Source organism: Mycobacterium sp. IS-1556, assembly GCF_001499985.1.
Classification (GTDB): domain Bacteria; phylum Actinomycetota; class Actinomycetes; order Mycobacteriales; family Mycobacteriaceae; genus Mycobacterium.
This window is the reverse complement of sequence record NZ_LQIM01000023.1, coordinates 506316-526098: the sequence shown is the minus strand read 5'-3', so window position 1 is coordinate 526098 and position 19783 is coordinate 506316. Positions and strand designations below refer to the sequence as shown.

Sequence of the window (19783 nt, the reverse complement as noted above, 5' to 3'; positions counted from 1 at the left end):
GTCCGACCTGTGTCTGGGCTATGAGCTGGGATCGCCGGGAAGGGTTACGACGAAACGTGTCTCGCCGGGACGGCTGTGCACCGCGATGGTGCCACTGTGCGCCTTGACGACCGCCGCGACGATCGCCAATCCGAGTCCCGTGCTGCCGTCGCGACGAGAGCGCGACGAGTCGCCCCGGGCAAACCTTTCGAAGACTTCGGGCTGCAGCCAGGCGGGGATGCCGGGGCCGTCGTCGGCCACGGTCAGCACCACGGAATGATCCGCAGCCACGGTCAGCGCGATGGTGACCGAGGTGCCGGGCGGCGTGTGGGTGCGGGCGTTGGCGAGCAGGTTCGCGAGCACCTGGTGCAGGCGGGCCTCGTCGCCGACGACGATCACCGGCTCCTCGGGCAGGTCCAACGACCAGTCGTGTTCCGGGCCGGCGACGTGGGCGTCACTGACGGTGTCGACGATCAGTCGGGACAGGTCCACCGGCTCGCGCTGCAGTGGCCGCCCGGTGTCGAGTCTGGCCAGCAGCAGCATGTCCTCGACGAGTTGGGTCATGCGACGTGTCTCGGATTCCACGCGGTTCATCGCGTGGGCGACGTCTTCGGGCACGTCGTCGCGTTTGCGTTGCGCCAGTTCGGTATAGCCGCGGATGGCGGCGAGCGGGGTGCGCAGCTCGTGGCTGGCGTCGGCGACGAACTGGCGGACGCGGGTCTCGCTGGCGTGCCGCGCTGACAGCGCCGACGCGATCCGGTCCAGCATGCGGTTCAGCGCTGAGCCCAGCTGCCCGACCTCGGTGTGCGCGCTCGCCGGGTCCACCTTGACGATCGGTGTCGGCAGCCGCACTTCCCCGCGGTCGAGTTCGAGACCGGCCACCTGTCGAGCGGCGTCGGAAACCCTTGCCAGCGGGGCAAGTTGACGGCGGATGATCAGGATACCGGCCGTCGTGGCGCCGATCAGCGCGGTCGCCCCGACCACGCAGAAGATGATCGCGACCGTCAACAGCGTGTCGTCGACGTCCGAGGTCGGCAACCCGGTCACGATCTTCTCGCCGGGTCGATGTGCGGGCAGCGCGATCACCCGGTACCGGCCGAGCCCCTCGAGCTCGATGGTCGTCGGCGTGTCCGGCACCACCCGTGCGAGCTGTTGCGCCGCGGCAGCGCTGATCTCGCTACGGGTGCCGTCCGCTGTGATCACGCCGGCGTCGACCGGGGTGCCGCCCGAGACCACGGCACCCACGGTGCGGGCGGCCTGCCCGGGCGCGTTGAGAAAGGCAGGGCCCGGCCCGAGATCGCCGCGGATGATCATGCGTTGCCGGAAACCGGGCCGCGGGAATCCGGGCGGCGGTGGCGGAGGGCCGAACTCGAACAGGCCCGATGAACGTCGGCCTGTCTCCGCCACGCGCTCGTCCAACTGCTTCATCAGGAAGTGTTGCAGCACAAGCTCGGTCCCTAACCCGACGGCCGCGCACACCAACGCCAGGAGCACGACCTGCGAGGCGAGCAGCCGAGCCCGCAGCGACCAGGTCCGCGGTGAGCGGATCCGCGCACCGTCAGCGCGCGGGCTTGAGGACATACCCGGCACCGCGCAGGGTGTGGATCATCGGCTCGCGCCCGCTGTCGATCTTCTTTCGTAGATAGGAGACGTACAACTCGACGATGTTGGACCGGCCGCCGAAGTCGTAGCTCCAGACGCGGTCGAGGATCTGCGCCTTACTCAGCACACGTTTGGAGTTGCGCATCATGAACCGGAGCAGCTCGAATTCCGTCGCGGTCAGCGTGATCAGTTCGCCGCCTCGGGTCACCTCGTGACTGTCTTCGTCGAGCACCAGGTCGCCGACCACGATCTTCGCGCCACCCGATTCGCTGGCCACCCCGGTGCGTCGCAGCAGCGCCCGCAACCGCAACACCACCTCCTCGATGCTGAACGGCTTGGTGACGTAGTCGTCGCCGCCGGCGGTCAGTCCGGCGATGCGGTCTTCGACGGAGTCTTTGGCGGTCAGCAGCAGCAGCGGTAGCCCAGGTGTCTGCTCGCGCAGTTTGCGGAGCACCTCCAGCCCGCTCATATCGGGCAGCATCACGTCGAGCACCACGACGTCGGGCGGAGTTTCGCGCGCCGATGCGATCGCCGAAGCGCCGTCGCCCGCGGTCGCGATGTTCCAGCCCTCGTATCGCAGAGCCATCGACATCAGCTCGGCGAGCACCGGTTCGTCGTCGACGACCAGTACCTGAATCGGCTTTCCGTCGGCGCGGCGCATGACGACACGGCCCGCGTCGTGTTCTGCGACGACCGGCGGACGGGAGGTGGACACGGCCCCATTATTCGCGGCCGCCATGAGCGGACGGTGTGCGTTTCCTATGTGCCGGCTGTGGACCGCTGCGTAGCGCTGGTGGAACTAGTCGATGGTCGGTGCCGGTTCCGCGGTCACCGGCGGCGTGGCCGGCGTCGTCTCCGGTGCTTCGGGAATCACCGTTTCGGTGATGGTCTCGCCAGTGGTGATCTCCGACGTCGTCACCGGGCCGGGTGTGACGCTGGTCTCGTCGTCTTGAGCCGCAGTGCTGGATGCCACCGAGATCGCACCCATGGCGAGCACGGCGCTGGTGCCTACCGTCGCCGCGAACGTCTTGATCCGTTTCGAGTTCACTTGGACCTCTCTGTCGTCTGGTGGGCCCGGCGGCCGGCGTCGCGGCCCATCAAACAGCGCATTCAGGTTCGTCGTCGAGTTTCTACCTCGCTGGATAACCGAACGGGCGGCCGGCGAAACGACCGGGACACGCCTGCTCGGCGGTGAAGATGACGCCGGGGTCTGGCTAACCTGTGCGCATGCAGCAGCCGAGGAACGGATACTCCGCATGACGCGGTTCCTGGCGCGCCGGCTGCTCAACTACGTGGTGTTGCTGGCGCTGGCGTCGTTCCTCGTCTTCCTGCTCGCGTCATGGCAGTTCAATCCGCTCGACAGCCTGGAGAGCCGCAACCCGCGCCCGCCCCAGGCCGTGATCGACGCCAAGCGCGTCGAGCTGGGACTCGACAAGCCGGTGCTCGAGCAGTACGTCCACTGGGTGTCCGGCGCCATCCGCGGCGACTTCGGGGTCACCATCGGCGGGCAACCAGTGACCGACGAATTGTGGCGACGCGTGGGGGTCAGCCTGCGGCTGCTGATCATCGGCTCGGTGGTCGGCACGGTAATCGGCGTCGCCGCCGGCGCGTGGGGTGCGATCAGGCAGTACCGGCTCAGCGACCGAGTGGTCACCTTGCTGTCGTTGCTGGTGATCAGCACACCGATATTCGTGCTGGCCAACCTGTTCATCCTCGCGGCGCTGGGCGTGAACAACGTGTTGGGCGTCCGGATCTTCGAGTACACCGGGGAGACGTCGACCTATCCGATCGAAGGAGCGTGGAACCAGTTCGTCGACCGGTTGCAGCATCTGGTGCTGCCGAGCATGACGCTCGCGCTCGCCTCGATCGCGATCTACAGCCGATACCAGCGCAACGCGATGCTCGACGTGCTCGGCCAGGACTTCATCCGCACCGCGCGGGCCAAGGGGCTGACACGTCGGCAAGCCCTGATCAAACACGGATTGCGGACGGCGCTGATTCCGATGGCGACGCTTTTCGCCTACAGCGTCGCGGGGTTGGTCACCGGCGCGGTGTTCACCGAGAAGATCTTCGGCTGGTACGGCGTCGGCGAATGGATCGTCACCGGCATCGGCAATCAGGACATCAACATCGTCGCCGCGATCACCACCCTCTCCGCCGTGATGATCCTGCTCGCCGGCCTGCTCTCCGATGTCGTCTATGCGGTGCTCGACCCGAGAGTGCGCGGGTCATGACCGAGCACGTCGCCCGGTCGGATGCGACGCCCACGCCGGGCCAGTCGACCACCGCCCGAACCGGTCTCGACGCCGCACGGTTCACGTCGCGCAAATCGCTGGTGTTCCGCCGTTTCCTGCGCAACAAGGCGGCGGTGGTCTCGTTGGTGTTGTTAGTGCTGCTGTTCATCGGGTGCTACGCGTTGCCGCCGCTGCTGCCCTACACCTACAGCGAGCTCGACTACTACGCGCTGCAGCAGCCCCCCAGCCCCGAACACTGGTTCGGGACAAATGCGCTGGGGCAGGATCTGCTCGCCCAGACGCTGCGGGGCATGCAGAAATCGATGCTGATCGGCGTGTGTGTCGCGTTCATCTCGACGATCATCGCGGCCACCGTCGGGACCATCGCCGGGTACTTCGTCGACTGGCGCGACCCGGCCCTGATGTGGCTGGTCGACCTGATGCTGGTGGTGCCGAGTTTCCTGCTGGTCTCAATCGTGGTGCAGCGCACCAAGGGTGACATCATCTGGATGATCGTGCTGCTGTCGTTGTTCAGCTGGATGATCAGCTCGCGGATCGTCCGCGGCATGACGATGAGCCTGCGCGACCGCGAATTCGTCGCCGCGGCACGGTATATGGGTGTCAGCGGCCCGCGGATCATCGTCCGTCACATCCTGCCCAACGTCGCGTCGATCATCATCATCGACACCGCGCTCAACGTCGGGGTCGCGGTGTTGGCCGAAACCGGCTTGAGCTTCCTCGGATTCGGTATCCAGCCGCCGGACGTGTCGCTGGGCACGCTGATCGCCGACGGCACCAAATCGGCGACGACGTTCCCGTGGCTCTTCCTGTTTCCTGCCGGGGTGTTGGTGCTGATCATCTTGTGCGCCAACCTCGTTGGGGACGGTTTGCGCGACGCACTCGACCCGGGCGCGCAACAGCTGCGAAGGCGCCGACCGCGATGACCCTGCTCCAAGTCCGCGATCTCACGGTCGCGTTCCCGACGGACACCGCGCCGGTCAATGCGGTGCGCGGGATGAACTTCGACGTCGACAAGGGCGAGGTCGTCGCACTGGTCGGAGAATCGGGCGCCGGCAAATCGGCCAGCGCGATGGCCGTCATCGGCCTGCTGCCCGAGTACGCCGACGTGGCCGGCTCGATCCGGCTGCACGGCGACGAGCTGATCGGCCTGTCGGATCAACGCATGTCGGCGATCCGCGGAAAGTCCATCGGCACGGTGTTCCAGGACCCGATGTCCGCGCTGACCCCCGTCTACACCGTGGGCGACCAGATCGCCGAGGCGATCGAGGTTCATCAGCGCGGCATCGGCCGACGGGCGGCCAGGAAACGGGCGGTCGAACTGCTCGAGCTGGTCGGCATCGCACAACCCGACCGGCGGGCGAAGTCATTTCCGCACGAGTTGTCCGGTGGCGAGCGCCAGCGGGTGGTGATCGCGATCGCGATCGCCAACGATCCCGACCTGCTGATCTGCGACGAGCCGACGACCGCACTGGACGTCACGGTGCAGGCCCAGATCCTCGATGTGCTCAAAACCGCCCGTGACGTGACCGGCGCCGGCGTGTTGATCATCACCCACGACCTCGGTGTGGTCGCCGAGTTCGCCGACCGCGCCTTGGTGATGTACGCCGGGCGCGCCGTCGAAACGGCACCCGTGTCCACCCTGTATTCCGATCGCCGGATGCCCTACACCGTCGGGCTGCTGGGGTCCGTGCCGCGCCTCGACGCCGCGCAGGGCGCGCGGTTGGTCCCCATACCCGGCGCACCGCCGTCGATGGCGGACCTGCCGCCCGGCTGCCCCTTCGCGCCGCGGTGTCCACTGGCCGTCGACGACTGCCAAGCCGCCGAACCGGAGCTGCTCCCGATGGGGCCGACGGAAACGGGGCACCACGCGGCCTGCATTCGCACCGAACACGTTGTCGGCCGCAGCGCCGGCGACATCTACGGGGTGTCGACCGCGCCGCCCGATACGCCGCCCGATCCCGACGCGCCGGTGGTGCTGCGGGTGGCCGACCTGGTCAAGACCTACAAGCTGACCAAGGGTGTGGTGTTCCGCCGCCAGGTCGGCGAGGTGCGTGCCGTCGACGGTGTCAGCTTCGAGCTGCAGCAGGGCCGCACGCTGGGCATCGTCGGTGAGTCCGGGTCCGGCAAGTCGACGACGCTGCACCAGGTGTTGCAGTTGACCGCGCCGGAGTCCGGTTCCATCGAAGTGCTCGGTAACGACGTCGCATCGCTGGACCGGCACGCCCGGCGGGCGTTGCGAGGCGATCTGCAGGTGGTGTTCCAGGATCCGGTGGCGTCACTGGACCCGCGGCTTCCGGTGTTCGACGTGCTTGCCGAGCCCTTGCAGGCCAACGGATTCGACAAGCGCAGCCGTGACGAACGGGTCGCCGAACTGCTCGCCATCGTCGGGTTGCGCCGGGAGGACGCCACACGCTATCCAGCGGAGTTCTCCGGCGGGCAGAAGCAACGCATCGGAATCGCGCGGGCGCTCGCGCTGCAACCGAAGATCCTGGCGCTCGACGAACCGGTGTCGGCGCTCGACGTGTCGATCCAGGCCGGCATCATCAACCTGCTGCTGGACCTGCAGCAGCGGTTCGGGTTGTCGTATCTGTTCGTGTCGCACGATCTCTCCGTGGTCAGACACCTCGCGCACAACGTGGCGGTCATGTACAAGGGCACCGTGGTCGAGCAGGGCGAGGGCGACCAGGTGTTCGCCAACCCCCGCCAGGACTACACCCGGCGTTTGCTGGCGGCGGTCCCGCAGCCTGAGGTACATCACAGCTAAAGTCGGAGCGCATGAGCTTGCGACGCTTCCTTGCGGCGACGATGATCACCGCGCTGACCCTGACCGCCTGTTCCGGCGGCACCGAAGAAGCCCCCTCCGCAGGAGGGGACGCAGCGGTCGGCACCAGCAACGACATCAACCCGCAGGATGTGGCCAATCTTCAGAAGGGCGGCAAGCTGCGGCTGGCGCTCAATGCTTTTCCGCCGAACTTCAACCCGCTACACATCGACGGCAACACCGGCGACAACAACTCGCTCATGAAGCCGACAATGCCGCGCGCCTTCCGGATCGCGGCCGACGGCTCGACCACCGTCAACACCGACTACTTCACCAATGTCGAGCTGACCAGCACCAACCCGCAGGTCGTCACCTACACGATCAACCCGAAGGCGGTGTGGAGCGACGGCACGCCGATCACCTGGGAGGACATCCAGTCTCAGATCCACGCCACCAGCGGAAAGGATGAGAACTTCGCGATCGCCGCCACCAACGGCAGCGACCGCGTCGCGAAGGTCGAGCGCGGCGTCGACGACCGCCAAGCCGTCATCACCTTCGCCAAGCCGTGGGCGGACTGGCGCGGCATGTTCGCGGGCACCTCGATGCTGGTTCCCAAGAGTTCGACGGCGAACCCCGAGGTATTCAACAAGGGCCAACTGGACGCACCGGGTCCGTCGGCCGGACCGTTCATCGTGTCCAATCTCGACCGCGGTGCGAAGCGAATCACGCTGACGCGCAACCCGAAATGGTGGGGTGCGCCGCCGCTGCTGGACAGCATCACCTTCCTCGTCCTCGACGACGCCGCACGCATGCCCGCGCTGCAGAACAACACGATCGACGCCACCGGCCTGGCGACGCTCGACGAAATGGAGATCGCGCGGCGCACGGATGGGGTGACCATCCGGCGCGCACCAGGGCTGGCCTGGTATCACTTCACGTTCAACGGTGCGCCGGGTTCGATCCTGGCCGATCCCGCGCTGCGGCGGGCGATCGCCAAGGGCATCGACCGCAAGACGATCGCGGAGGTCACCCAGCGCGGGCTCGCCGACAACCCGGCGCCGCTGAACAACCACATCTACGTAGAGGGCCAGGAGGGCTACCAGGACAACAGCGGCGCCGTTGCGTTCGACCCGGAGAAGGCCAAGCAGGAACTCGACGCGCTGGGCTGGCGGCTCAACGGCCAGTTCCGCGAGAAGGACGGCCGCCCACTCGTGATCCGCGACGTGCTGTTCGACTCGCTCGGCACGCGTCAGTACGGCCAGATCGCCCAGGCCAATCTCGCCCAGATCGGGGTCAAACTCGAACTCGACGTGCGACCGGCCGCGGGCTTCTTCACCGACTACGTCACGGTCGGTAACTTCGACATCGCTCAATTCGCTTGGAGCGGTGACGCTTTCCCGCTCGCGAGCTTGACGCAGATCTACCGGACCGGGGCGGAGAGCAACTTCGGCAAGATCAGCAGTCCCGAAATCGACGCGAAGATCGAGGAGACCGTCGGCGAGCTCGACCCCGCCAAGGCCCGGAAACTGGCCAACGAGTTGGACGAGATGCTGTTCAACGAGGTGTTCAGCCTGCCGCTGACCCAGTCGACCGGAAACGTCGCCGTCCGAAGCAATCTGGCGAATTTCGGCGCGTTCGGCTTGGCCGACGCGGACTACACCAAAATCGGCTTCATGAAGCCGTAGCCGGCGAGCGTGCGCAACAAGCGATTTCGCTAGGTGGACAGGCGTGGGCGAAGTCGCTCGGGCGCGACCGTGGCTCCCGCCTCGAGGTCGTCGATCAGCGCGTGGGCATAGCGGACCAAGCCGGTGACGTCGACGCCATGCGGCGCCGGGCCGTCGTCGGACAGGCGGGCCGACGCCCGTCGCAGCACACCGATCGCGCCCTTGGTGTTGCCCCGTTGCACATGGGTGATGCCGACCGCGAGTTGGGCGAGCCCCTGCCAGAGGGTCCGTTCGTCCTGCGGGCGACTCTTCCACGCCGATTCCAACACCTCGTGGGCGTTGAAGGCCAGACCGTCGTCGAGGAGTCGCTGGGCGTAGCGCAGGGTCTCGGCCGGTGACAGGTCGAGTTCGTCCGGAATTCGGGTGACGCCCTCGCTGCCGTGGGGTAGCGGCCGGCCCAGCGCATCGCGCGGACGGGTGTTGCGGGGCCTCCCGGCTTCGTCGCGGTCACGCTCCGCCATGAACCCATCCTGGCATCCACGGCGTCGGCTCAGGCGTCATCCCGCTCGGATCAGCTCGGCGGCCTTCTCCCCGATCAGCACGCTGGGCGCGTGGGTGTGCCCGCGGATGATCGTCGGCATCACCGACGCATCGGCGACCCGCAGGCCGTCGACGCCGCGGACGCGCAGCTGTGGATCGACCACGCTGCCGGCGTCGCGCCCCATCCGGCAGGTGCCGACAGGGTGGTAGAGGGTGTGCGACACCGTGGCCAACGCCCGCTCCAACGTCTCGTCGTCGAGGATCGTCGCGTCGAGCGGGCGCGCGATCCGGCCGACGACGCCTTTGAGCGCCGACGCCTGGGCCATCGTCGCGCAGATGCGCAGGCCGGCCATCATCGCCGCACGGTCCGCGCCGTCGGGATCGGTGAGGTACCGCGGGTCGATGATCGGCTTGTCCTTCGGATCGGCCGAGCGCAATTCGATGGTGCCGCTGCTGTGCGGCTTGAGCAGGATCGTGCCGAGGACGACGGCGTGGGTGTCGTAGGGATCGCCGACGCCTTCATCGAAGAACGGGGCGGGCGCGAAGATCAGTTCCAGGTCCGGCAGCGCGAGGTCCGGCCGGCTGCGGATGAAACCGTAGGCCTCCCCCACATTGGAGGTGAGCATGCCGCGGCGGCGCAGGAAATAATTCAGCAGCTGCAGCGGCTTCTCGGCGCCGAACAGCGAATCGTCGGGAACGTCGAAGCCGAGGGCGGCGATGAAATGGTCGAGCAGGTTCGCGCCGACGTTCGGCGCGTGCACCAGCGTCTCGATGCCGTGCTCCGTCAGCCGCTCGCCGTCACCGATGCCCGACAGCATCAGCAGCTGAGGACTGTTGATCGCACCGCCGCACAGCACCACCTCGCGTCGCGCATTGATGACGCGGCGCCGGCCGGCCTGCTCCACCTCGACGCCGACAGCACGGCGCCCGTCGAAAACCACCCTGGTCACCAGTGCGTCGGTCTCGAGCGTGAGGTTGCTGCGCTTGAGGGCGGGCTTGAGGTAGGCGTCGGCGGCACTCCACCGGGCGCCCCGGCGCTGGGTGACGAGCGTCTCGCAAAACCCCTCGGGTGCAGCCTGGTTCGGCTTCTCGATGCGAAAGCCGCATTCTTCGGCGGCCGCCAGCCACTTAGCGGTCGAGCTGCGCGGGCTGCGCTGCGGGCTGATGGACAGCGGGCCGGCCTCGATGCGGCGCAGGTACGGTTCGAGATGCGCGTAGTCCCACTGATCGCCCGCGGCATCACCCCACTCGTCGTAGTCAGCGGCGAAACCGCGGACCCACATCATCGCGTTCATCGACGACGATCCACCGACCATTTTGCCTCTGGGCCAATAGATCTCGCGACCGTCGAGCTGCTTTTGCGGCTCAGTGCGGTAATCCCAGTCCATCGGGCTGCGGAAGAGCTTCTGGAATCCCGCGGGGATGCGGATGAACTTGTCCTTGTCGTACGGGCCCGCTTCCAGTGCCATGACCCGAACGGACGGGTCGGCGCTCAGCCGGCCGGCCACGACCGATCCGGCCGAGCCCGTTCCAACGACGATGTAGTCGGCCTCCATTCGCCGGAGTGTAATTTCTTCTCGCCGAGCCGGGGCCACAACGGAGTTAGGGGAACGCGAAATGCCCCGAAATGGCCTAGAAGTAGGACACTTTGCGACTGCTCGCGGTGGGAACTCAGCCGGCCAGTGCGATGTGGTGGGCGCCGTCGACCGCGGCGTACCTCTGCGGGCTACAGGTCAACACGATCACCTGGCCGTCACCGCCGACCGCGTTGAACACCGCACCCATCTTGACCAGCCGATCGGGGTCGGTGAAGCCAAGCGCGTCGTCGATCACCACCGGCACGCTGTCCTCCTTGGCCACCAGCGCCGCACTGGCCAGCCGCGCCACGATGCCCAACTGCTCCTTGGCCCCGCCCGACAGCGAGTCATAGGGCACCGTCCGGCCCGACAGCGTGCGAGTGCAGATCCGCAGCGCGCTGTCGACCTCCACCTCGAAGTCGTCGCCGAACACCATGCGGCCCAACCGCTCCACCTCACCGCGGAACGGGTCGACGTAGCGCAACCGGGTGGCATCCCGATGGCGCGACAGCACCGATCGCAACAGCTGCGCCGCCCGGGCCCGCCGCTGCACCCGTGAGTACTCCGCGAAGGCGTGCTCGCGCTCGGTTCCGGCCTCGTCGAGTTTGCCCTTGCGTCCTTCGGTTCCGTAGAGCTTCAACTGGGTGGTGACCTCGCGCAGCGCCTCGGCCACCTCGTCGCGGCCCGCCGCCAATGCATCCGCCCGGCGCGCGGCCTCGTCCAGCGCGGCCGCGACGGTATCCGGTGCCGTGCCGGCCAACTCGCCGCTCAGCTCGGTGACCAGGATGGCCGCCCGCTGCGCTTCGTCGGCATGCGCCTGCGCCGTGATCGCCAACTCGTCGTCGCCGACCTCGGCCCGCTGCCCGTCCAGCCGTTCGCGCGCCAGCGCAAGCTCCGCCTGCGCGCCCGTGAGTTTCTCGGTCAGTACGGTGAGACGAGTCTCGCGCTGCCCCAATCGCTTCGCGGCCTCTTCGGCGACCCGACGGTGCGTCTCGCAGTCGGCGATCGCTTGCTTCTGCGCGGCGGTCGCGGCGTCGAGTTCGGTCCGGGCGGCACCCGAGTCGACGTCGAACAGGTCAGCGACCTCCGGCTGGCGTTCGGTCAGGTCGGCCAGCCGCGCCCTGAGCTGTTCGACCGATTCGTCGTCGGCCAGTGCCTCGCCGGCCGCACACAGCCGGGCACGCGTGTCCATCAGCTCTTGACGGCGCTCGTCGAGAATGCGTGCCGCGGCGACGTCGTCGACCCCGCAGCGCTCGAGCGCCGATGTCAGAACCTCCTGTGCCGCAGCGAGTTTGGTCCGCGTTTCCGACGCCGGTGTGCCCGGCACCAGACGGACGGTCAACAGATCGGGCACATCGACAGCGGTCTCGGCGCTCACGCTAGTCGCCCACGTCTCGCCCGCGCCGAGCGTGAGCATCTCGCCGCCCACGCTCACCTCGACGTCGGCGGTCGCGGTCAGCTCGATCTGTGCCGACGCCAACTCCACCTGTCCCATCGCCACGTCGACCGTCGCCTTGGCGGCCTCGATGGCCCGCATACCCTCGTCGGACAGCCGGATCTCGGCGAGTTCGGCCTGCACCCGTTCGAGGCCACGCTGGGTGGTGTCGATCCTCGTCAGCCGCGCAGCGATCCGGTCGGCTTCGTCTCGGTCGGCGAGCTGCTGAACCGATCGACGCGCCGCTTCGACCCGGGCCTGGGTGGCCTCCAGCGCGTTTCGCGCCTGTTCGGCTTCGGCCTCGGCGGCCTCCGCCACCTCGGCGGCCGTCGACTGTTCTTCGGCAGCCTCCGCGACGGCTGCCTCCAACTCGGCGATCGAGGCGGCCCGCCGCTCGATGTCGGTGCGCAACCGTCGTCGTTCGTCGACCGCGGCGCGGGACGTGTCGTGATTGGCCTGTGCCGCAGCGGCAACCAGCTCCGCCTCCTTGAGCTGGCGGGCCAGCGCGGCCACCGCCTCTGCGGCGTGCTGCGCCGCGGCGAGTTTCGTTGCCGCGTCGGCCCGCTGCGCTGTCAGCCGGGCGAGGTCTTCGGTGAGAGCGGCGTGCCGACGCACCGCGTCGTCGACCTCCGCGACGGCGGCGGCCGCCTCGGCCAGCGCCTCCTCGGCGGCCCGCAACCGGTTGGTGGCCTCGGCCCATTCGCCGGTGGGCCTGCCGGTCCGGGTGAAGTAGCGCAGGTACTCCTCTTCGACGCGGTCGACCAAAAGCGGTTCGGTACCCGACAGCGCCAGCGCCTCACCGGCGGCCACATCGAGCGCGCGGGACAGCGCATCACAACCGGACAGGTCCACCGCCGCGGTCGACGACGACTGCAACACCCGCTGGGCCTGCCACAGGCAGGTGTCGACGGTTTCTTCGAGCATGCCGCGGACGCGCTCGTGCGCCTCGTCGCCGGTGAGCTGCTCGCGCTGCGGCGCCAGCACCGTCAGCTCGGTCTCGAAGCGCTTGTGGAATCGCTTGCGGTACACGAATCGATATGGCCCCGTGGAGATCTCGGCGGTGACCTCGGCGCCGACGTCGGCGTGCGTCGGCTTGACCTCTTTGACCTCTTTCTTCGATGACCGGTCCTTGGCTTCGAGCAGCAGGTCGAGCGCCTCGATCATCGACGACTTGCCGATCTCGTTGGCGCCGCTGACCACCACCACGCCGCGGTCGGGAAACTCGATCTCGCGGTGCGTGATTCCGCGGTAGTTGGTCAGGACCAGGCGGTGCAGTTTCACGCCGCACCTCGATCCGACAGGCGCAGCAGCAGCGCGAGCGCGGCCCGCGCGTCGTCGGCCGCCTCGCCGTCCGAACGGGCCGTCCCGACCAATTCCTCGACCGCAGATGCCGCAAACCCGCCGATGCCGAGGTCGTCGAACTCACCGTCGGCCGGCATCACCGCGATGTCGGTCTGCTTCTCCCATAGGCTCAGCGCCGCGAACAACCGGTCGTACTTGTCCAGGCACCTGTCCAGCGCGGCCTTGTCGGTGACGGTCAGCGATCCGGTCAGCGCCAGGCGCACCACGGTGCGCTCCTTGTCCGGCAGCAGGTCGAGGTTGATGTCCAGGTCGGTGACGTCACGGCCACCGTCGACCCCACGACGCAGCGTGACGAACCGCCAGCGACCCACCTTCCGCGGTTCGACGCGAACCGGATGCGCCGGGTCGTCCTCGTCGACGTCGACGATCAGCACATGGCCCGGATCGGCCTCGATGTCGTCGTAGTTGGTGACCTCCGGAGATCCGGAGTACCAGATCCGACCGGTGGACCCGACCTGCATCCGAGAGTGCTTGTCGCCCAACGCCACATAATGTACGACGCCGCGGCCGATGGCCTCCTCGAGCGCCGCCAGCCGGATCAGCGACGGCCGGTCCTTGTCGGGCACGAAGATGTCGACACCGCCGTGGCCGACGACGATCCGCGCGGTACCGTCGGCGGGTAGATCGGCGAGCACACCCGCGACCGGATCGGACGACGGCGCCTTCGACGTCCACGGCGCCGCCACCAACTGCGCACCGGGGCGCACCTCGTGCACTCCCGCGCGATCGAGGACCGTCACGTTGTCGGGACACTCTGTGGTGAACAGCGCACTGGTGTACACCGAGGAGGCGTCCAACGGATCGTGGTTGCCGGGCAGCAGGTACACCGGAACACCGATGGCGCGCATGGCCTCCAGCGACTGGCTGACGTCACGCGGCGCGAGCTGGTTGTGCTCGAAGACGTCGCCGGCGACGACGACGAACTCCGCGCCCGCCTCGGCGGCCACGCGTCCGAGCTCGGCCACCACGTCGCGGCGCGCGGCCGAATAACGCGGCTGCGCCTCACCATTGAGGAAATAGCGGGTCATGCCGAGTTGCCAGTCGGCGGTGTGCACGAATCGCATCTCGGCCCATCCCTTCTGCTTGCGTGTTTGCCAGGCATCGCGAGTGTAGGGCGGGGGCCCGACAAGTCCCGGGAGGTGCGTCGGCATGCCTTACCGTGAGACCGGTGATCAGTCCGGTGATCAGTCCGGTGATCAAGGTGTATCGCACGCTTCTGCTGCTCCGGCACGCCAAGTCGGGCTACCCGGCGGGCGTGGCCGATCACGACCGGCCGCTGGCCCCGCGGGGCGTGCGCGAGGCCGGGTTGGCCGGCGACTGGCTGCGGGCGCAGGCTCCTGCGGTGGACGCCGTGCTGTGCTCGACGGCGACCCGCACCCGCGAGACGCTGGCCCGGACCCGCGTCGCCGCGCCTGTCGAGTACGTCGACCGCATCTACGACGCGACACCGGGCACGGTGATCGACGAGATCAACCGGGTGCAGACACGTTTCGACTTCGAGGTGCAGACGCTGCTGGTCATCGGGCACGAGCCGGCGATGTCCGGTGTCGCCCTGGGGCTGGCCACCGCGGACGGCAGCAACAAGGCTGCGACCGAGCGGATCTCGATGAAGTTTCCGACCTCATCCATCGCGGTGCTGCGCACGGAGCGGCCGTGGGATCAGCTCGCCCTCGACGGCGCCGCGCTCGTCACCTTCCACGTGCCGCGCTAAATGCTCCTTGCGCAAGCGCCCGTCGGCGCTAAGCGCGGGTGGCCAGCGTCAACTCCATCAGCTTCAGCGCCATCCCGCAGGCATCGATCCCGGGCGCCTGCGGATTGACCCACCAGCCCACGACACCGGCGGCGTCGCTGGCCACGCCGCACGCGCCGTTCAGATCGTTCGGCCGCATCACGATCGACTGGATGCCGGCCACCCTGCGGTCCTCGATCTGATAGTTCAGCCGCTGCGCGACCTCGCGCTCATGGTCGAGGTCGCCCATCTCGAACCAGAACCTGGTGATGTCGACCAGACCCGACGGATTGGCCGCCTGCCAGCGACACACCGCGCCGACGAACGTGCTCTGGATGTCCAGCGGATCGGCGCCCACGGTCTCGGCGAGGATGTCCTCGGTCAGCACCTCGCACTCTTTGAGCAGGTTCGGGTACTGCCGCTCGGAGTCCTCGTTGCGCGGTACGCCACCCGAGCCCGATTTGGCCGCGGTGCCCTCCACTGTCCGCGTGCAACCGCTGAGCAGGGAAAGGGAAACCAGGGCGGCGAGCACGACGACCATGCCCGCGAGCAACCGACGGACGGACGCGGTTCTCATTCGGAATTCACAATCGATTGGCGGGTCAGTTCCTTGGCCACTTCGCAGGGATCCGGGAACGGCTTCGCGGCGTAGCTGATCGACCACTCGATGAAGTCGTCGTCGAACTGGATGCCGATCTCACACAGGTTGACGCCGTTGGTCGGATCCTCGCTGTAGCCGATGAACCCGTCGTGGCCTTCGATGCTGATGTCCTCGACGCTGGTGCGCGACAACTCCATGGTCTTGCGCTCTCGGCCGATGGGGCTGCCACGGAACCACGTGAACGAGAAGTGCGGGCCCAGGATGCTGCCGCCGGCCAGCCACTGGCATCCGACCGAGGTCTTGGCGGTGTTGACCAACCCCGGCACCCGGGTCTGCTTGGTGATCTCCTGGTCGCTGATACCGCCGCATTCCGGAAAAAACGGGCCGTGCGAGACGTTCTCCGTCGGCGCCGGGCTGTCCTCGGGCACCTGCGGGCCGGCCGGTTCGGAATCCGAGCATGCGGCGACCAGCGGGATGACCGCCGCGGCCGCAACGGCCAGGCAGCGAGTCATGCGCGTGCTGTGGGTCACGCCATGCACTGTAGCGGCAGCCCACGGGGTCAAGCACCGACATGTCGGTTGACCTGCTGATTCATCCGGTATGCGACAGTAACGGGATGCTATGGGCGCTGCTGCGACAGTACGCGCGGCCATACCGGGCGCCGCTCGCCGCGGTCGCCACGCTGCAGTTGATCAGCACGCTGGCGTCGCTGTACCTGCCGACCGTCAACGCGGCGATCATCGACGACGGCGTCACAACCGGCAACCTGCGCAGGATCGTCGAGTTGGGCGGTGTGATGCTTGCGGTCACCGCGCTGCAGGTGGTGTGCGCGGTCGGCGCGGTGTACTTCGGGTCGCGGGCGGGCATGGGCGTCGGCCGCGACCTGCGTGGCGCGATCTTCCACCACGTCACCGGGTTCTCGACGGAGGACACCGCACGGTTCGGCGCGCCGTCGCTGCTGACCCGCACCACCAACGACGTGCAGCAGATCCAGCTTCTGGTGCAGCTGAGCTGCACGATGCTGATCACCGCTCCGATCATGTCGGTCGGCGGCATCTTCATGGCCGTGCACCAGGATGCCGGCCTGTCGTGGCTGCTGCTGGTCAGTGTGCCGATCCTGGCCGTGGCGAACTACTGGATCGTGCGTCACCTGCTGCCGATATTCCGCCGTATGCAGCGGCAGGTCGACGGCATCAACCGCGTGATGCGCGATCAGCTCGCGGGGATGCGGGTGATCCGCGCGTTCGCCCGGGAGCCGTTCGAGCGCAACCGGTTCGCCGTGGCCAACCACGCCTTGGCCGACACCGCACTGGAGGCCGGCCGGTGGCAGGCGCTGATGCTGCCGACCACGACGCTGGTGATCAACGTCTCGAGCGTCGCACTGATCTGGTTCGGTGGTTTGCGCATCGACGCCGGCCAAATGCAGGTCGGCTCGCTGATCGCGTTCCTGGCCTACTTCATGCAGATTCTGATGGCCGTTCTGCTGGCGACGTTCCTCCTCGTCATCATCCCGCGCGCATCGGTGTGCGCCGAACGCATCACCGAGGTGCTGTCGGTCTCGCCGCACATCACCAGCCCGCCGCACCCGGTCCGGCCGGCGACGGTCGAGGGACGGATCCGGCTCGCGGGCGCGACGTTCTCCTATCCGGGAGCTGAACGCCCTGTCCTGCAGGATGTTTCGCTGACGGTACGACCCGGTACGACGACGGCTGTGGTCGGGTCCACCGGGTCGGGCAAGTCGACGCTGGTGTCACTGATCTGCCGGATGTACGACGTGACCAGCGGTTCGGTTCGACTCGACGGGGTCGACGTGCGCGAGTACGACCCCGAGCACCTGTGGTCGGTGATCGGCCTGGTGCCGCAGCGCGGCTACCTGTTCTCGGGCACCGTCGCCGACAACCTGCAACTGGGCGCGGTGCCGGGACATGTCGCCACCGAGGACGAGATGTGGGAGGCGCTGCGGGTGGCCGCCGCCGACGATTTCGTCCGGGCGCACGCCGACGGCCTGGCCATGCGGGTCGCGCAGGGCGGGAGGAACTTCTCGGGCGGGCAGCGGCAACGGTTGGCCATCGCCCGCGCGGTGATCCGTCGCCCCGCCGTCTACCTGTTCGACGACGCGTTCTCCGCGCTCGACGTGCACACCGACGCTCGAGTGCGCGCGGCGCTGCGCGAGGTGTCGGCGGAAGCGACGGTCATCGTTGTCGCACAGCGCATCTCCACCGTCACGCAGGCAGATCAGATCGTCGTCATCGACGACGGTCGGGTCGTCGGCATCGGCACCCACGAGACGCTGCTCGCGGACTGCGCCGAGTACGCAGAGTTCGCCGACTCCCAGTCGCTCGCCGAAGTGGGTGACGCGCAATGACCGGGCCGATGGCGCGGCCGATCCGCGGCACGGCGCAGCCACCGACCCCGCGGTCCCGCGACTTCACCGGATCGGCGATCCGACTGATCAAGCGGTTGACGCCGCAGCGCGGCCTGACCGCGGCGGTGATCCTGCTGGGTGTCGGCGGCATCGCGATCAGCGTCGTCGGGCCGCGAATCCTCGGGCACGCCACCGATCTCCTGTTCAACGGTGTGATCGGGCGCCAACTGCCGGCGGGCCTGACCAAGGAGCAGGCGATCGAGGCCGCGCGCGCCCGCGGCGATGACACCTTCGCCGATCTGCTGTCGGGAATGAACGTCGTTCCCGGCCGCGGCATCGACTTCGGCGCTGTCGGCCGCACCCTGCTCCTCGCGCTGTGCCTGTACCTGGTTGCCGCGCTGCTGGTCTGGCTGCAGGCACGGCTTCTCATCGTCGCGGTGCAGCGGACGATGGTGACCCTGCGCTCCGACGTCGAGAACAAGGTCCACCGGATGCCGCTGTCCTACTTCGACTCTCGCCAGCGCGGCGAGGTTCTCAGCCGGGTGACAAACGACGTCGACAACATCCAGACCTCGCTGTCGATGACGATCAGCCAGCTGATGACGGCCGTGCTGACGGTGCTTTCGGTGCTGGTGATGATGCTGACGATCTCGCCACTGCTGACCATGCTGACGGTGGTGACGGTGCCGTTGTCACTGTGGGCGACCCGGGTGATCGCGCGCAGGTCGCGACGGTTGTTCGTCGCGCAGTGGACGAACACCGGCCGGCTCAACGCCCACATCGAGGAGACCTACAGCGGTTTTGCGATTGTCAAGACGTTCGGCCACCGCGCGGCCGCCGAGGAACGCTTCCGCGAGTGCAACGACGACGTCTACCACGCCGCCTTCGGCGCGCACTTCTTTTCGGGGCTGGTGTCGCCGGCCACCACGTTCATCGGGAACCTGAGCTATGTCGCGGTGGCGGTGGTGGGCGGACTGCAGGTCGCCACCGGTCAGATCACGCTCGGCAACATCCAGGCGTTCATCCAGTACGTCCGCCAGTTCAACCAGCCGCTGACGCAGGTGGCCGGCATGTACAACGCGATGCAGTCCGGCGTGGCCAGCGCCGAGCGGGTGTTCGACCTGCTCGACGACGAGGAGGAGGAACCCGATCCGGATCCGGCGGCCCATCCCGACGGCCGGGACATGGTGGGGCGGGTCGAGTTCGAGGACGTCACGTTCGGCTACCACCCCGACACACCGGTCATCGAGAACGTGTCGCTGATCGCCGAACCCGGCAGCACGGTCGCGATCGTCGGGCCGACGGGGGCCGGCAAGACCACTCTGGTGAACCTGTTGATGCGGTTCTACGACGTCGACTCCGGTCGGATACTGGTTGACGGCGTGGACATCTCGACGGTCAGCAGGGCTTCTCTGCGGTCGCGGATCGGGATGGTGCTGCAGGACACCTGGTTGTTCGGCGGCACCATCTACGACAACATCGCCTACGGCAGGCCGGACGCGTCGGAGGACGAAGTTCTCGCGGCCGCGAAAGCCGCATACGTCGACCGGTTCGTGCACATGCTGCCCGACGGGTACCAGACTCATGTCAGCGACGACGGCGGCACCATCAGCGCCGGTGAGAAGCAGCTCATCACGATCGCCCGTGCGGTGCTGGCCCGGCCGCGATTGCTGATCCTCGACGAGGCCACCAGTTCGGTCGACACCCGCACCGAGCTGCTGATCCAGCACGCCATGGCCGAATTGCGCCGCGACCGCACGAGTTTCATAATCGCCCACCGGCTTTCGACGATCCGCGACGCCGACCTGATCGTGGTGCTCGAGGCGGGCCGGATCGTCGAACGCGGCAACCACGCCGAACTGCTGGCTAAGCGTGGTGCTTATTGGTCCATGACGCAGGCCTGACCGCCGTAC

At 67.9% G+C, this 19783-nt stretch carries 16 protein-coding genes; 7 read left to right on the top strand and 9 right to left on the bottom strand.

The genetic code is table 11. The features are described from left to right. Positions 1 to 18 precede the first annotated feature (18 nt). The 3 genes from AU187_RS16220 to AU187_RS16210 form a co-directional block, all read right to left on the bottom strand. Positions 19 to 1560, bottom strand: a complete 1542-nt coding sequence (locus AU187_RS16220; RefSeq protein WP_059098378.1) for a sensor histidine kinase — start codon at positions 1558 to 1560, stop codon at positions 19 to 21. Then, the gene (locus tag AU187_RS16215; RefSeq protein ID WP_059098379.1) at positions 1538 to 2242 is read right to left on the bottom strand and encodes a response regulator transcription factor; all 705 of its coding nucleotides are present in this window, start codon (positions 2240 to 2242) and stop codon (positions 1538 to 1540) included. The genes AU187_RS16220 and AU187_RS16215 overlap by 23 nt, the downstream gene beginning before the upstream one ends. Positions 2243 to 2380: 138 nt before the next feature. Continuing rightward, positions 2381 to 2629: a hypothetical protein gene (locus AU187_RS16210; protein ID WP_059097804.1), complete on the bottom strand. Its 249-nt coding sequence runs from the start codon at positions 2627 to 2629 to the stop codon at positions 2381 to 2383. A gap of 208 nt (positions 2630 to 2837) precedes the next feature. Between AU187_RS16210 and AU187_RS16205 the strand changes: the two genes are divergently transcribed. Genes AU187_RS16205 through AU187_RS16190 form a run of 4 tightly spaced genes read left to right on the top strand, consistent with a single transcriptional unit; the run spans position 2838 to position 8282 of the window. Next, positions 2838 to 3815 (top strand): ABC transporter permease, encoded by a 978-nt coding sequence (locus AU187_RS16205; protein ID WP_059097805.1) that lies wholly within the window; start codon positions 2838 to 2840, stop codon positions 3813 to 3815. Next, positions 3812 to 4759 (top strand): ABC transporter permease, encoded by a 948-nt coding sequence (locus tag AU187_RS16200; protein ID WP_059097806.1) that lies wholly within the window; start codon positions 3812 to 3814, stop codon positions 4757 to 4759. The genes AU187_RS16205 and AU187_RS16200 overlap by 4 nt, the downstream gene beginning before the upstream one ends. Further along, on the top strand, positions 4756 to 6600 hold the full coding sequence (locus AU187_RS16195; RefSeq protein ID WP_059166917.1) for a dipeptide ABC transporter ATP-binding protein: 1845 nt from the start codon (positions 4756 to 4758) through the stop codon (positions 6598 to 6600). The genes AU187_RS16200 and AU187_RS16195 overlap by 4 nt, the downstream gene beginning before the upstream one ends. 11 nt (positions 6601 to 6611) lie before the next feature. Next, positions 6612 to 8282 carry an ABC transporter family substrate-binding protein gene (locus AU187_RS16190; protein ID WP_059097808.1) on the top strand — a complete coding sequence of 557 codons (1671 nt, stop codon included), beginning with the start codon at positions 6612 to 6614 and terminating at the stop codon, positions 8280 to 8282. Between the two features lie 29 nt (positions 8283 to 8311). On the opposite strand, the gene AU187_RS16185 is transcribed toward AU187_RS16190, so the two are convergent. The 4 genes from AU187_RS16185 to AU187_RS16170 form a co-directional block, all read right to left on the bottom strand. Further along, on the bottom strand, positions 8312 to 8782 hold the full coding sequence (locus AU187_RS16185) for a DUF309 domain-containing protein (protein ID WP_059097809.1): 471 nt from the start codon (positions 8780 to 8782) through the stop codon (positions 8312 to 8314). A 36-nt stretch (positions 8783 to 8818) separates the two neighbouring features. Further along, the gene (locus AU187_RS16180) at positions 8819 to 10357 is read right to left on the bottom strand and encodes a GMC family oxidoreductase (protein ID WP_059097810.1); all 1539 of its coding nucleotides are present in this window, start codon (positions 10355 to 10357) and stop codon (positions 8819 to 8821) included. A 115-nt stretch (positions 10358 to 10472) separates the two neighbouring features. After that, entirely contained in the window at positions 10473 to 13094 is a 2622-nt protein-coding gene (locus tag AU187_RS16175; RefSeq protein WP_059097811.1) for an AAA family ATPase, read from the bottom strand. Next, positions 13091 to 14239 carry a metallophosphoesterase family protein gene (locus AU187_RS16170; RefSeq protein WP_059166924.1) on the bottom strand — a complete coding sequence of 383 codons (1149 nt, stop codon included), beginning with the start codon at positions 14237 to 14239 and terminating at the stop codon, positions 13091 to 13093. The genes AU187_RS16175 and AU187_RS16170 overlap by 4 nt, the downstream gene beginning before the upstream one ends. A 131-nt stretch (positions 14240 to 14370) precedes the next feature. Here AU187_RS16170 and AU187_RS16165 point away from each other — a divergent pair, with 131 nt between their 5' ends. Then, the gene (locus tag AU187_RS16165; protein WP_197413426.1) at positions 14371 to 14886 is read left to right on the top strand and encodes a SixA phosphatase family protein; all 516 of its coding nucleotides are present in this window, start codon (positions 14371 to 14373) and stop codon (positions 14884 to 14886) included. A 28-nt stretch (positions 14887 to 14914) separates the two neighbouring features. Here the strand turns inward: AU187_RS16165 and AU187_RS16160 are convergent, their stop codons facing one another. Then, a complete protein-coding gene (locus tag AU187_RS16160) occupies positions 14915 to 15445 on the bottom strand; it encodes a DUF3558 domain-containing protein (protein ID WP_156442360.1) in 531 nt (176 codons plus the stop codon). 32 nt (positions 15446 to 15477) lie between these two features. After that, complete coding sequence (locus AU187_RS16155) at positions 15478 to 16044, bottom strand: DUF3558 domain-containing protein (RefSeq protein ID WP_059097813.1); 567 nt, start codon at positions 16042 to 16044, stop codon at positions 15478 to 15480. 77 nt (positions 16045 to 16121) lie between these two features. On the opposite strand from AU187_RS16155, the gene AU187_RS16150 reads away from it, so the two are divergent. Continuing rightward, positions 16122 to 17870 carry an ABC transporter ATP-binding protein gene (locus AU187_RS16150; protein ID WP_082683859.1) on the top strand — a complete coding sequence of 583 codons (1749 nt, stop codon included), beginning with the start codon at positions 16122 to 16124 and terminating at the stop codon, positions 17868 to 17870. Beyond that, positions 17867 to 19774, top strand: coding sequence for an ABC transporter ATP-binding protein (locus AU187_RS16145; protein WP_059097815.1), 1908 nt, complete (start codon positions 17867 to 17869; stop codon positions 19772 to 19774). Before AU187_RS16150 ends, AU187_RS16145 begins: the two co-directional genes overlap by 4 nt. Positions 19775 to 19783 lie beyond the last annotated feature (9 nt).